We start from the raw sequence: 14867 nt of genomic DNA, 5'->3' as shown, positions 1-14867 counted from the left end.
TAACCAAAGTCAATAAGCCTTATCCTCTCTGAAGTCCTTTCGTTATCAGATATACGTCTGATATTTTTGGTTAGATAAATAAGACTTTTCGCTTTTAGACAAAAACGATCATTATGAAAAACAAATTCTTACCTCTCTTATTGCTCATTGTTATTTTAATGTCCTTTGCTCCCGAAAAACGTCAGTGGGTGGCTATTGGTGATTCTATTACTTATCTGAACGATCATCCCGAGCAGACAGGCAATCGCATAACAAAGGGATATATGACCCTTATTACACAGGAACATCCTGAACTCAACTTTATCAATCAAGGTCATAATGGTTGGACGGCTGTCAAAATCGCCGAAAAAATAGAAACCTTAAACATCGTAAAAGCGGATGTTTACACCGTTTTTTGGGTACCAACGACTGGTGGCAAGGGAAGCCTCTTGGCTCTATACAAGACTATGAAAACAACACAGGTTATAATACTTTCTTTGGGGCTTACCGAATTATTGTAGATTACTTGAAAAAACTAAATCCTGAGGCAAAAGTAGTCTTGATAACGCCTATGCAAAGGGTTGATTTTGTGTATATCGCTAATCCTAAAAATAATGCTTTTGGCTCATATCGTGCCAAGAATAACCAGCAGTTGGAGGCTTTTGCGGAGGCAGTTAAAATGATTGCGAAAAAGGAGGGATACAAGTCTCTGGATTTGTATCATGAGAAAAAACTAGCTCATAAAACCCTAGTAAATTTCAAAAGACTCAAAGATCCTCAAACGGGGGAATACAAAAATTATCCATTCCCAGATTTTATCGATGTGCCTTTTAATCCTGAAAAAGACGAATATCCATATCCAGTCGAGTCTATTGCGATGACTTATGATGGCCTACATCCTTCAGACAAAGGCTACGAAATAATAGCCAAAAAACTTTGGAAATTGATGAAGTAAGAAAATAAAGCTATTTGAATTTTTCAAATGACATATTTTATTGCTTAATTCTTCGCCTTACTTTTTAACTAGGTGTTCCCGCCTTGATACAAAAAGTAACCGCAGCGGCGGCCGCAAAAAATCAAGAATTTATAATCGGAGTGGCGTACCACCTCGCTTCGCTCAAACAGTATAAATTCATTGCTTACGCCAGTAATTTTACAAAAGCTTAAACAGCTTTATACTAAAAAACACTCAGTCGGTATTGCTAAAAATACCGACTTTTTTTATGTCCAAAAACTTGATAACAAAGCCAATTCAGCTAAATGAAGAATATTTTACAGAGACGAGTTATTTTGATATGCTAAAAATGGTTCTAATGATTTATTTATTTTGGAGAAATCCAAGAATAATGGATGTATTTGGTTGATACTTGGATTTTTGGCATAAAAAATGCGGGATTTTTACTCTAGAAAATATACGTAACGCAAACGGCTTTTTTCTATTTGAAAACAACATTACAAGTTTGGATAATTTCTCCCCGCATAGGAAAATTTACCCAAATTGTATTGTCAACAGGAATCCAAACCTTTAGTTCGCCAAGTACAGGTTCTGGTCATGACTGGATATAAGTGCTAGAAATTTTCTGCAACAAAATTTCTATCTATATCTAAAATACCTCGATTTGCTTGGGACTAAGTTTGTCTTTCCCATTCTACACCCCTTTAAGTTAGTTTGACGAAATCTGGACATTCCAGCATCCGCCAATACTAGAATTACAATGCCATAACGCAATGGCATAGTCAGAATTAACTTAATCCGTCGAGGTAATACAATTATGAATAAACTACCGCTCATTGTTTATTTGCTATTGTTTGCGCCTTTCTTATTTGCCCAACAAACTCAGGAGACTCCAACTTGTGGAGTAAATGACTCTCAAATGTCTGCTGATGCCCTAAGTAGAGTAAGAAATGCCCAAAAATTTATACTAGCTTCCAAAGCTTCCCGAACTACGCAAAGTGGTCCTTGGATTTGTCGCCTTGCGATAGAAATTGATTCCGAAACTTTTGAAAAGTTTGATTCGGATTCTGTCTACATCAAAAGGGAGGTGATAAATGCCATCTCGCAGATATCAAAGGTCTATGAAAAAGAGATGAATGTTCGGCTAGTTCCTACCGTAATTCATATCTGGAAAGACGCTCAAAAAGATCCCTATCGAGGCAATCGCAATATTTATGATTTGTTGGCGCTGTTTAATTCTACTTGGAACTACCAAAATGATTTTAGAGCCATCGCAAATCAGTTTGACAAGGCGCTGTTTATGACTTCCAAAAGCTTGCAGGGAGCCGCTGGTATTGCCTATTTGGGTGGCACCGAAGGCGTAGTGCCGTGGGGACAGGCAGGTTTGGGCACGGTGGCGCATGAACTGGCGCATACTTTTGGGGTGCCGCACACGCAAAGTTGCGAATGGCCCGAAGGTCCGCTGGATTATTGTACACCGTCAGAAGGTTCATGCTATGACGGCGCACTCAACACTACCGCTGGTACGATTATGAGTTACTGTGGTCCAAGACTTTCTACTTTTCATGAACTTTGTCGCTCGGTAATTCAGCAGTATGCCAAGGATAACTTGCCCTCGGCAACTTCTAAGCCAGAAAGTCCTTTGTTATCAGCTAATTATAATTTCCAAAACCATGCTGTAATCGACTGGAAACCTGTAGTTACCGCTGATTATTACATTGTTCAGTCGGCAAATTCTGCGAATTTTTCAACAGTGCAAAAAATTGATACCGTCAACAAAAGTGTATGGAGTTCCTCGCTTTTAAGAACGGGTCAAAATTTCTTACGTATCAAAGCTTGCAATAGTATCGGCTGTTCAGATTGGAGCAATGCTGTTTGGAATGTTCCAAGCGATGCGACTTTACCACCCTTTGCACAATATCCTTTAACTTCAACCGCTAATTTATCGACCAATTTTACGCTCACTTATACATCAGTACCCAATGCTTCTGCCTACGAAGTGCAGGTAGCAGCACTTTCAGATGCAGATTTTAAAAACCCTATCTTTCAGACCAGTTCTTCAAGTACTTCGGTGTTGACCAAAATGAATTATTATGCCAATCAGCTCAAATGGCGTGTTCGTTCTGTCGTTGGTACTACCAAAAGTGCTTGGTCGGAAGTGCAGTATGTGGTAGTTAGCAATCCAAATAATTACATTTCTACCAATTATTTGACAGAGAATTCGGCGCTGAAAGTATTAGAATATTCAGGTAACTATATTAATAATCAGTCAATAATAAAATTGACTGTTGCGAGTGATTCAAGTTTTAAAAAGATTTTATGTGTTAAAAATGCTCAAAATATAGCAGCCAAATCTAGCTATACTTATTCGTTTTGGTTGGATTCACTCCAAAGTAACCAAACCTATTTTGTAAAGGTTGAGGAGATATATAATGAGCCAGAATATTTGTTGAATATCCCGAAAGGAGTGGTGTCGACGACCCAAACGAGTTTTGTGTACAAAGGCGTTTCTCAAGGAGCGCAGGTGGCATATTTTGGTAAAGATAAGAACCCTGATTTGGCGAATTCTATCAATGCAGTTGAGATGCGAGAAAACGAAATCGTGGCACAAAACGCGCGCGGAATTTTTACCATTCAAGTCAATAATCTTCAGGTCAAAACCTTTGATCATGCCAATACAACAGGTGCCATTGGGAATCAAAATTACGGTTTGTCACTTTCAGGAGGTGACCCAACCATCAAAACGATTCAACTATTAGGAAAAAGACTTTTACCAAGTAGTTCGTTGGTGTATGCGCTTAGAAAGTTAGATCCTGTTACGGGAAAAATGCTTTCGTCTGTAGAGTTGTCAAATCCCGACAATATTTCCCCATCGAAGTTCGACTATGCTAATCAGTTGTTTTATGGATATTCGGATGTGAAAGGTGCTGTAGTTTTTGGTAAAATAGAAAAAGATAGTTTAAAAACGCTTTTTACCTACAAAAGCACCGAGTCAAATGTCTATTTTCAAACACCAGTTTGGAATCAGAATACGATGTGGGTAGAGGTTTATAAATACAACTCGCAAAGTAGAGAGCTTTGGCAATATGATATGACTACCAAGCAAGTAAAAACCTTTACGAAGTCAGATGTACCACAACTTTCAAGTGCTATCAATCAGACCTTTATGGATAGCAAAGGTGTTTTGTGGCTATTACAAAATGGGAGAGTCCTCCGATATTCGGAAGGTGCTTGGGAAGTACAGAATTATGCTTCTTTTCTGAAACCGAGCTATATCGCCGAAGATGCTCAAAACAATATTTATGTTTATGATAGTGGCAATATCTTTAAATATGCTGATCAAACATGGTCGAAAACAGGCAATATTGTTTTGAGTACCACAGGGCTAAGTAAGATGTTGGCTGATGTAAAAGGTAATATTTGGTTTCAATATCCTAATTTTTTGATAAGATATAATGCTTGTTCTGGTGCACCAAATCAACCCAAATTAACCGCTCAAAGTCCTTCTATTGAATATGGTCAGCAAGTACAGCTAACCGCTCAAGGTTGTTCGCAGGTCACTTGGAGTTGGTCAAACAAGGTAGAAGGTTCTCAACAAAAAACGTCTAGTTCTGCTACTTTGATGGTAAATCCAACGGTGACGACGACTTATGTTGCTATTTGTGAAAATAGCGGTTGTTCGAGTTTGCCTTCAAATACTACCGTCAATGTAATACCTATTGTAAAATTCCAATCTACAGGTATTCAGACGGTATGCGCAAGCGACTCGATTAAATTGGAAGCTAAAGTTTTTGGGGAAATTGCCAATTCAGAAAGTTTTGTGATGCAGGTAAAATTAGCAAATGGCGCTTCCCAAACCATCAAACCGCTAAAACAGGAGTTAATCGGTACTCAAACCTATCGTATCACAGATTTATCACAGAGATTTGGGACAGGTGTTTTTCAAGTAAGTTTACGAGGAATAAACACGGGCTTGTTGTCAAAAGATACCCTGACAGGGAAAATTGCTACTCTGCCAGCGGTATCTGCCATGGGTGATACCACCTGTGCTGGTGAGCCTGCTCAGATAAGTGTTCGTGGCGGAAGTACTTACCAGTGGTCAGGACCAAACGGTTTTTCTTCTTCCAATAGCTCGATTGTATTTAGTAAATCCCAAACTGAAAATTCGGGAACTTACGTTATCAAGGTAACTGATGATAATGGCTGTACCAATACTGCCAAAACAGTTTTATTAGTAAAACCTGCACCAAAAATTGAAGCGAATTTTAATGAAGATCTTGTCAATCATACCCTGACATTAACGGCTTCGGGCGGGGTAAATTATCTCTGGCAAGGTCCCAATCAATTTATCTCAACCAATGCAAAACCCATCATTGAGAATGTGACTGCCGCCTACAATGGCACATATACCGTTCGAGCTTGGGGGAGCAATAGCTGTACCAATTATGCCCAGCTAAAAGTTGCCTTAGCCATGCCTTTAGGTTTTGATGGAGGAATAAGTCAAAGTTTGTCAGCCTTTCCGAACCCAGCTAAAGATTTTGTTACCTTAAAAAGCACATTGCAAGGTGAAGTAGAGGTGAAGCTGGTAGATATGCTAGGCAATATTGTTTTTGAAAGTTCATTTAAGGAGTCAACCAAAGTCTCAACGGCTGATTTGAATCGAGGGGTATATTTGGTCTGGTTTCAATCCAGTAAAGACCGAATTTCACAGAAATTGATTTTAGAGTAGAGGCTTTCTTTATTTTAGAAGATATTTAAAAAAATTATTTGGTATTTGTAGAAAAATAAAATTTCCATTTGCCACTGCTTACTTTTCTTCACTAGGCGTGCCCGTCTAACACAAGAAAAGTAACCGCGCGGCGGCCGCAAAAGAAAGTCAAGAAATCCTAATCGGAGTGGCGACCCACCTCGCCTGCGGCTCAAACAGTAGGATTTCATTAAAAAACACAAACGCCTTCATTGTTAGTGACTTATGGATTTTAAATATAGGTTTAGTTGATTGAATGGTGAGGTGATTGGGTGATTATTTTTAATAGGTATTTTACTAGTAGAGACGCAATGCTTTGCGTCTAAAGAGTTGTCATGCTGAAATATAGTATCAAGAAAGGGGTTCGAAAAACTATTTTCGAACCCCTTTTTTCCTGATAGAGTGCGACTTAAGTCGCACCCTATCAGGAAGAGCACTTTTATGTAGCTTTCAAAGCGACAATAAGGACGAAAATCATTGACGCTAGTAGTATCAATAATAAAACCAATGCTCCGAATGACCTTTTAAGATGCTTTGAATTAGGCTTTTTCTTTTTCATGCGCAAAAGCCTTTAACTTTTTCGAAATAATATGATCCATTTTTTCGAGAGAAGTAATATTGATTTGTATCTCAAACATGGTATATAAAATGGCAAGTGTTACCACCGCTATTCCTATAGATAATACGAGTATCATATGGGTAAAATGATTATGTGAAAAATGATTTTGAGTAAGTGTGCGGGCAAAACTTATCAGATATTTGCCCGCATTTTTAGGGAAATTTCTCTAAGAAAACAGACTACTTTTGTTCCAAAATGTATTTAGAAACATCGTTGATTTCCTGCTCACTTAATCCCAAAGCTGGCATTTGCGGATAATCAGGGCGTTTTTTGCCAGGCTTTAAAATCCAATCGTGTAATCCTTTCGCATCGTTTTTGTAAATACTCACCATCTCCTTAATAGGTGGACCTACCACTTTGACATCCATGGCATGACAAGCGCTACATTTTGCTTGGAAAATGGCTTCTCCAGCATTGTCAGAAGAGGGTTTTTCGGCAGGAGCATTTTTCATTTCTTCCGTCGCTTTTTTTACCTCTTTCTGATAAGCAATAGTTTTTGCCTCCACTAATTTTTGATGCGGTGCTAAAGCCGTTGCACGGTAAATATGGCGTCCTGAGCCCATGAACGTAATCGTCAAACCAAGTGTAAGGGCTACTTTCCAGAAATTGTTGGCAATATCTTCGGCTTTTCCAGTAATACCTTTCCAAATCCAATACATAGCAGGCATAGCAAAGATGACGCCTGTCCCAATCGTGAAAATTAGATGCCAACTAAACCCTTTGGTCGGCAAGGTCAACAAGACCACAGGACCAATAATAAACTGTGCTGCCGAAGCGCCAAAGGTAAGTGAGTAAGCTTTCTTACGAATCTCATAGCGAGTAAGTGTCGTAAAGTTACTTTCGAAATCATAGCTTTTTCGACCAAAATACCAGAAAATAAAGAGACCAGTAGTACCCAAAGAAGCCAACAAGAAGTGAAAATATCTTGGGAATACATTGGGTAATGTCAAGGCATGAGCAAAGCCTTCAATGGTATTCCATTTTTCTGGGAAAAGCATCAAATTGATATTTACCAAAAAGATAAGCGGAATAAAAAGAAAAATGGCTACTGATAATCCCATCATCGAGATATGCAGGGCTTTGTTATTTTCTAAGATTTTCCAACTGTATTTGTGTGCGTAAGTCAACAAGAAAGCTACAGTTACTAATGGAATTATTGAAATCCAAAAGATGCCTGTCAGCGCATTGGCTGAGTAAAAATAGACGGTATATAAAGTGTTGATACTCAGCAATGGCGCTACGCCTAAGACTACTGCCAAGCTTTTATTTACGGTAATAGTCTCAGCAATTTCATGCGCCAATGTATCATATTCTTTGTCTTTTAAGCCTTTTATCTGACTCCATAGAGTAAGAATACTGCCACCCACCATCAGATTGACAAAGAGAATATGTAACAAAAACGAGAATACCAAAAGTACAATCAAGACTTCTTTGGGAAGGGGTAAATCCAAAGGTAAATCACGAGGAACTGGGGTTTGAAGCAAAATATGATTAAACATGATTGTTAAAAGCTAAGTGAATGAAAAAATGAATAAGTTTTATGAATGAGCGAATTATCTCATCGACGTTGCCTGATTGTCGATAGGCGTCCCGTCTTCCTGAAGATGTTTGATATACTCGACCAAAGCGCCAAGCTCCGCCTCGTTGCCAGGAAAAGGAGGCATAAAATATCTCGCATTCTCGATATGCTTGATATAGTTTTTCATCAAATCTCCATTCAATTTTTCACCTGCTTTCAAACTATACATGTTTTCAAATTTGTCCACCACCGAGTTGATACCGTGTGTGGTATGACAACGGCTACATGAAATCATAAATACCTGTTCGCCTGCCACCAGTTTATTTTCATCAGTAACTTCTTTGACAGGTGAATAAGTAGCATGAGCTAATACACCGTCCCTTTTGAAAAGCGGGTACTCGTCTTTTCGCAAAGTATTAGAGTACATATAGTTGCCTATCACATAAGGTTTGCGAATAAACTCACGAATACGTTCAAAAATCCCTGCGAAACCGAGCATTCCAATGACTGGTAGGATATAAACTGCTGTTGGGATTTTGAAATTTGGTTTGAAAAAGATTACTCCTGCGACCAATAGGACAGTGGTTAGCGCACCAATAATGAATTTTACCAATAAATCATACCATGATTGAAAATCCATTGTCCCTACAGCTACTGGCAAGTTGCCAATCATCAGTTCTGGAATTTTGAAGTAATAGGCCAATGCACCTATCAGCATAAATGGTAGCGTTAGCAACATCCACTGTGCAATTTTTTTAGTAGATGCTTTTTGGAAATCTGAACCATTTTTAGTGAATAACTTTGTTAAAAATAATCCCAATGCTCCTGCCATTAAAGCGGCAAGTGGTGTTCTAAATGATAGCTGTGGAATATAAATCGGATTAGTAAAACCAGCAATAAAGGTTTTATTTTCGACCCAGCTTCCAGTGTCCATCATAAACCCTAATATAGATACAATAATAGACATGGTAATCCATGAGAATATACTAAGTGCTACGCCCAATTTGATATGCTTGGCTTTGGCCTCAATACTCACTAATGAACGTTTCCAAGAAAGGTAATACAACAAAATCAAGACTACCTCAGTTACGAATACAATCCATTCTACAAACCATGCACCATAGAAAACCCTAATGAGTGAGCCAATAGAGGCAGGATTGACCAACGAAGAGGCAAACCAGATACCAACGCCTGTCATGGCACCAATGGTAGTGGTAATGATAAAAGCAACCGTCATGAGACGATATGCCAATCGATCCCATTCGTTGCTTACAATGTCGTTTTGTCCTCCTTTTTTAAAACCAAGATATTCTATCCAAGTCACCAATGGAATAAATCCAACGGCAAGTCCATGATTGATTAATACGTGCAATACGGCGATAATGGCAATAAGTAGCCTGTCGCCCATGAAGTCTAAATGAAATATGGGAAAATCCATCTGTTTGTCTTTTTTAAATGAATAGATAGGCTCTCTAGGGACGTGCTATTCTATCGCTTCATGGCGTTAATGAAGCAGTAGTTTTGCAAGATTGCAGGCACAAGCCTTAGAATTAGCCAATAAATGGAGGAGGTTTCTAGCGTATATTTTTGAAAAAAAGAATACAACTATTCAACAAGCCATGTTGATGGTTTGTGAAGCTGAAAGAAACCCCAAAGATAAAAAATTAGACAAAACACGGAGGATGGATAATCCGCTGATGATGAAGGTGATGGTAGAGATTATTATAGGAAAAGTGGTTTTCGATAGATAAATATTGATATTTAGGCTTAGGAAGTTCTATCCCAACTTTTTCTACAAAAAGATTAAATGCAATCGTAATGCTGGTAGGTCTGGAAGATTTTTGCTCTGAATTGGATTTTTCATTGCTATAATCTAGTATCAATTGAAGCTCTTGTTTCCAAGTTTGTTGAGTCTTAGCAATCGTACTTTCGGTATGAATTACCCCTTGATTAAATTCTTCATTGGCAGATAAGGAGAAAGCCAATAAATGAATTACCAACCCTTGGGCTGCCATAATACAGACAATCGCCACGAGCACTGCGTTACGAGCGTAACGAGCCTGTAGTGGGGTTATTTTGTCGATATTAATTCCCAAGTACTTCATAAAAGTATTTTTGTTATTCTACAAAATTACCAAAGAAAGGTAGGTAAACAAGGTGTTTTTTAGAGATTTTGTGGTAATAATCAAATCGGTTGCTTTCTTTCAGAGAAAACAACCGATTTTTATTTTACAACTTCACCTCAAATACTTGTACCAATTGTGGAGGCGTATTGGTTTTGCCCTCTCCGTCGGCTTGTTCTACAGGCTGGACAAACAAGTGTAATTGTTGTTTACTCTTCCAAAGCTCAGTATCAAAAGACGGTTCCCACGAACCAACATAAGTATCAGTCAAATCTTTCACTTGCCATTTGGTATGATTCAAATCTGTGTTTAATGCTACAGAAGCCTTACTTCCTCTTTCTTCATCTCTGAAAACCACCATTGCCGATAATTTTCCGTTGTTTGACCATGCTATCAATTGTGGACGCGCAATCGGAATTTTTTTGGTACCCATACCGCTCAAACTAAAGGCCTGTGTTCTGAATCCGAGCGATTGTGTATGCCATTTTCCATCAAAATGAATAAGATGATATTGTGGTACTTTACTTCCTTCTGGTCTGAAGTAAGTTGCGATGTAGGGATTACCCGCTTGGTCAGCGACCATCGAAGTCTGATTGATGAGCTCGCTATTTTGCGGGATTTTGCAGGCATATTCAGCATTAGAGGCATTGATAGGAAGTTGGTATTTTTCACCTGAAGTCTTTTGCCAAGTTTTCCCGCCATCTTTTGAACAAGCATAAGCCATATCGTGATTACTGGCTACGTCGGCACTTTCACGCCATACCCAAGAGATATGAATATTGCTTTTGGCATCGACAAAAGCCTGCCAATAAGCACTTCTTTTACCTTCGCCATCAATTAGGTTTTCATGTACCATCGACCATTTGCTGGTGGCAATATCATAACTTTTGACCACTAAATTTCCTTTTCCAGAAGCGCCATTTCTGTAGAAGAAAAGCAGATTTCCGTTGGGCATTCTGTAAAATTCAGGATAGCTCACACTCTTTTCGGTTTCACCAGTCATTGAGGTTGGTGCGTCCAATTCTAAGGATAAAGGATTTTTACTTTTTGCATAGTGCAAAGGGTGATTATGATGGTCCCAAGCTATATGCAAATAGCCCTTGCCATCGACCATAATACTGATACAGTTGTGTGCATCTGATACATTCCCTTTTAGGTCGGTCGTTTTGAGTTCCCAATTTTTACTGGTTAATTTTCTTTTTCCCAAAACCACATTGCCTGTTTCGTTGTAATAGGCAATGAATTGGTAGTCTTTGTAACTGACCAAAGAGTTTTTACGAAAAATAACTGCGTTAACCGAATTGTTGGCCCAAGCTTTTCCAACGGGAATTGTTTTTACTTTTTGAGCTTGTAAACTACCAACAATCAGAAAGTTTGTAAGTAGTAAGCAGAAGAATGATTTTTTTAAAAATGACATTTTAACACGTTTTATATATGATTTCAGTGAAAACCGGTTCTTAAGTAATAATGCAAAATAAAATTGCATTATTTGGCTTGAGGCTAAAAGCTTGATTATGATTCTTAGGAAACCATAGAAACATTTTGCCGAGCGCCCATAGCTGACAGCCGAAAGCTCAATAATTTAATTTTGTCCATAAACTACCTTACTCTATTTTCCATTCGTTTTGCCATTGAACGACAGGAATCCCATTTTCGAAAGAAATAGGAAGCCATAAATAGCGACTGTCTTTCAAGTCTTTGGGTTTCCAGCGATCGGCCATAAAGATATACTGATTTTTCTTTGAATCCACTGTCAAAATATAAGTTGATTGCCCATCAAATGTTTTTTCGGCCATTGGACCACGCATCGGGTCGCCTTCTAATTTCCATGGACCAAAAATAGAACTGGCCGAGTGAAGTGTTGCCGCATTGGGTTCCCAACCTGTACAGCCACTCGTGATAAGGAAATATTTCCCTTCTTTTTTGAATATCGCAGGCGCTTCACGGTGTTTGCTAAATAACAAGGTATCTTCTTTGGTAACGTTTAAATAGTCTGCCGTCAGCTTTACGACTCTTAAATCATAATTTTCACGAGAAGAGTAAATATGATACGCCGAGCCATCGTCGTCGACAAATAGCGTCATATCTCTCGACATATTGCCGTTGGGTCTAAAGCTTTTCAGATATGTAAATGGACCCAAAGGATTGTCGCTCACCGCGATACCCGCGCGAGCTGCTTTGTATCCCTGTCGGGGCAATTCCAAATGAAACCACATCACATACTTTTTCGTCTTTTCATTAAAAATTACTTTGGGTCTTTCCATCAAGCCACCTATGGCAATCTCACTGGTCGAATCTTTGGATTTGGATAAAGCGATTCCCTTATTTTCCCAATGAACCAAGTCTTTAGAGCTATAAACTGACACGCCTTCTGAGGCTGATTTTCCACGAATTTCGCCGTACCAGTAGTAGTTTTTACCTCTTTTCAAAAGCCCACCACCATGCGCGTTTATTACTTCTTGATTGGTGTCTTGCCAAATAGCGCCAGGCTTAACAGTAAGGTCTATGTTTTTTTGTTGAACACTTTTACAAGCCTGCAAACCAATTGCTACAAGTGCCCCAACTAAACAAATCGTTTTTTTCATATTTATTAAAGGTTTTACAATAACAAAAGTAAAAAGTACAATTTCTAGAGACAGGGGAGAGATTCGCCAATTATGGGGGGAAATTGAAATAATTAGGGGTTTAGTCGACAAAAAATGCCTTTTCTTAGACTGATTCTAAAAAAATGAAAAAATGAAGTAACGTTCAGTTAAAGAAAAGGGTCTCTGAGGGTGTAGAGGTTTTTATTTTTAAAAATCGGTCTGAAAATTATCAAATCTAAACAAATCACTGTCCGAAACGAAACACCAATACGAGGAGATTATGAATAACAAACACTTAAAAATTGCAGTAAGACTATTTTCTGCCTTATTTCTTAGCCTTTCATTGGTAGCTTGTAATACTACTGACGATGTTACAGATGCTACCGTCGATGTAGCAGATATCACTACCAATACCAAGGATACTACCATCGCCAATGCGGTTTTGATTGATTACGATGGTACTACACCAACTATTACTAACAATATTTCGAGTGGGGTAGCGGTCACTGTAACAAATGGTGATGTAGTAGTAAAATCAACAAATAATAGTACCCCCATTAGCTATGTAATTTCTGGGCAAAGTACAAATGCGAGTTTAAAGATTTACAGCGATGCCGACTTTAATTTGGTTCTCAATGGTACAAGTTTGGTCAATACCGATGGCCCAGCTATCAATATTCAGTCTAGTAAAAAAGCCATTGTTACCTTGGTTGGAGGTACTGTAAACCGCCTGATTGATGGTGCTAATTATGCTACAACTACCGAAGAACAAAAGGGAACATTTTTTAGTGAAGGAACATTAGATTTTACTGGTGCAGGTAGTCTTTTGATTTATGCCAGTAACAAACATGCCATCGTTAGTGACGACAACATCAATATGCTAGGTGGAACAATTTCTGTTACACAAGCGGCAGCGGATGCGATTCATGCTTATCATAATTTCCAAATGTCAGGAGGGAATTTTACTCTTGTAGCTACCGAAAGTGGCGTTGAATCCGAAGCTGGATTTGTTTCTATTTCGGGAGGCGCAATGGGTATCACCGCTAGTAGCGACGGGATTACCACGAGTTATACAGGAACAGATACAACAATACTTCCGTACGTTCAAATCACTGGAGGAACACTTACGATTAATGCCTCTGGCGAAAAGGTAAAAGCTATCAATAGTAATAGCTATCTAAGTCTCAATTCATCCGACGCAACGGTCGCTTTGTATACTTCTGGAAATGGTTGTAAAGGTATAAAAACCAGTGGCGACGTGAAGCTAACAGCTGGTAAACTTACTATTTTGACAGGTGGGGCATCTTATTACAACACTACAGATAAGGTTACTGTTCAGTCTTCGGGTATTAGTTGTGGAGGTAATTTGGCCATTCAGGATGGAACAATTTCAATTAGCAATACAGGAGTAGGTGGTAAAGGAATTATCGTTGATGGTGTGTCGACCGTTACAGGAGGAACAATTACTCTTACAACTTCTGGAGGTACCTACACGTACAGCACGACCGAGACCTCAGAAGCTAGTACATTTGTTGGGACGGGTTCTATTGCAATCAATGGGGGTTATTTAACCATTTCTTCTACCAATGATGCCATTAAATCTGGAGCTTCGATTACTGTAAATGGTGGTTCTGTTTATGTTACCACTTCTATTGATGGTCTTTCTGCGCCAAAAATAACTATTAATGCTGGATACATTTCGGTAATTTCTTCGGACGACAGTATCTATACAAGTACGACAACCGATGGTACAACCAATGACGGTAGTTTGTTAACCATTACTGGCGGAACAGTCATAGTTAGTTCATCGGGAGGAGAGTGTATTGATAGTAATGGTAGCATCGCTCAATCAGGCGGTACGGTTATCGTGCATGGTACAACTTTGTCTACGACGGTTGCTTTTGATTACAATGGTACGTTTAATATTACAGGTGGGGTGTTTATTGCAGGTGGGCCTAATAATACTTCGGTAGCCAAAGCAACATCTGCTGGTTCGACACAACCAACCGTATTTTTGAAATTTACAGTCGGTTACGCTGGTGGAAATCCATTTTCGTTAATTGATGTAGCTGGCAACCCATTGTTTACCTTTATTCCAACTCGTGCGGCCTACTATTTTGTGTATTCTTCTCCAACCCTCAAAAATGGAACAACTTATAATGTTTTCTCTGGTGGCGAAAATGGAGGTACTAATATTGGAGGCTTTTACAATGGTGGAACTTTCAATGGAGGGATTTCGAGAGGTTCGGTGACCATTTCTGGACAACTGACTACAGCTAGTTTGTAAGGGTTGTAAGAACTAGATTGAGTGAATTGTGATTGAGAGAATGAGTGATTTTT

General features: G+C 38.8%; 11 protein-coding genes. 5 read left to right on the top strand and 6 right to left on the bottom strand.

The window, feature by feature from the left end; all coding sequences use genetic code 11:
• The first annotated feature begins 113 nt into the window (after positions 1-113).
• The 4 genes from BWI92_RS28715 to BWI92_RS16145 all read left to right on the top strand — a co-directional run bounded on the left by BWI92_RS28715 (position 114) and on the right by BWI92_RS16145 (position 5663).
• Positions 114-500 carry a hypothetical protein gene (locus tag BWI92_RS28715; RefSeq protein ID WP_310588917.1) on the top strand — a complete coding sequence of 129 codons (387 nt, stop codon included), beginning with the start codon at positions 114-116 and terminating at the stop codon, positions 498-500.
• Complete coding sequence (locus tag BWI92_RS16150; protein WP_310588916.1) at positions 395-934, top strand: GDSL-type esterase/lipase family protein; 540 nt, start codon at positions 395-397, stop codon at positions 932-934. Before BWI92_RS28715 ends, BWI92_RS16150 begins: the two co-directional genes overlap by 106 nt.
• A gap of 485 nt (positions 935-1419) precedes the next feature.
• Positions 1420-1545, top strand: coding sequence for a hypothetical protein (locus BWI92_RS28505; RefSeq protein ID WP_255406755.1), 126 nt, complete (start codon positions 1420-1422; stop codon positions 1543-1545).
• Between the two features lie 206 nt (positions 1546-1751).
• Positions 1752-5663, top strand: coding sequence for a M12 family metallo-peptidase (locus BWI92_RS16145; RefSeq protein ID WP_095164332.1), 3912 nt, complete (start codon positions 1752-1754; stop codon positions 5661-5663).
• A 557-nt stretch (positions 5664-6220) separates the two neighbouring features.
• On the opposite strand, the gene BWI92_RS27350 is transcribed toward BWI92_RS16145, so the two are convergent.
• From BWI92_RS27350 to BWI92_RS16120, 6 genes are all read right to left on the bottom strand, one after another.
• Positions 6221-6376: a hypothetical protein gene (locus BWI92_RS27350; protein WP_176464452.1), complete on the bottom strand. Its 156-nt coding sequence runs from the start codon at positions 6374-6376 to the stop codon at positions 6221-6223.
• Between the two features lie 103 nt (positions 6377-6479).
• Entirely contained in the window at positions 6480-7799 is a 1320-nt protein-coding gene (locus BWI92_RS16140) for a c-type cytochrome (RefSeq protein WP_217903426.1), read from the bottom strand.
• A gap of 54 nt (positions 7800-7853) precedes the next feature.
• Positions 7854-9257: a cytochrome c gene (locus tag BWI92_RS16135; RefSeq protein ID WP_095164330.1), complete on the bottom strand. Its 1404-nt coding sequence runs from the start codon at positions 9255-9257 to the stop codon at positions 7854-7856.
• 226 nt (positions 9258-9483) lie between these two features.
• Positions 9484-9924: a hypothetical protein gene (locus BWI92_RS16130; protein WP_095164328.1), complete on the bottom strand. Its 441-nt coding sequence runs from the start codon at positions 9922-9924 to the stop codon at positions 9484-9486.
• Between the two features lie 124 nt (positions 9925-10048).
• The gene (locus BWI92_RS16125; RefSeq protein ID WP_095164312.1) at positions 10049-11359 is read right to left on the bottom strand and encodes a BNR repeat-containing protein; all 1311 of its coding nucleotides are present in this window, start codon (positions 11357-11359) and stop codon (positions 10049-10051) included.
• A gap of 187 nt (positions 11360-11546) precedes the next feature.
• Positions 11547-12527, bottom strand: a complete 981-nt coding sequence (locus tag BWI92_RS16120; protein ID WP_095164310.1) for a glycoside hydrolase family 43 protein — start codon at positions 12525-12527, stop codon at positions 11547-11549.
• Between the two features lie 280 nt (positions 12528-12807).
• Here BWI92_RS16120 and BWI92_RS16115 point away from each other — a divergent pair, with 280 nt between their 5' ends.
• Positions 12808-14814, top strand: coding sequence for a carbohydrate-binding domain-containing protein (locus BWI92_RS16115; RefSeq protein ID WP_095164308.1), 2007 nt, complete (start codon positions 12808-12810; stop codon positions 14812-14814).
• The last annotated feature ends 53 nt before the right edge of the window (positions 14815-14867 follow it).

Origin of the sequence: Flectobacillus sp. BAB-3569 (genome assembly GCF_002270355.1) — a bacterium.
GTDB lineage: Bacteria > Bacteroidota > Bacteroidia > Cytophagales > Spirosomataceae > Flectobacillus > Flectobacillus roseus.
Note: the sequence above shows the minus strand (reverse complement) of the source record. Positions and strands in the feature narration are given on the sequence as shown.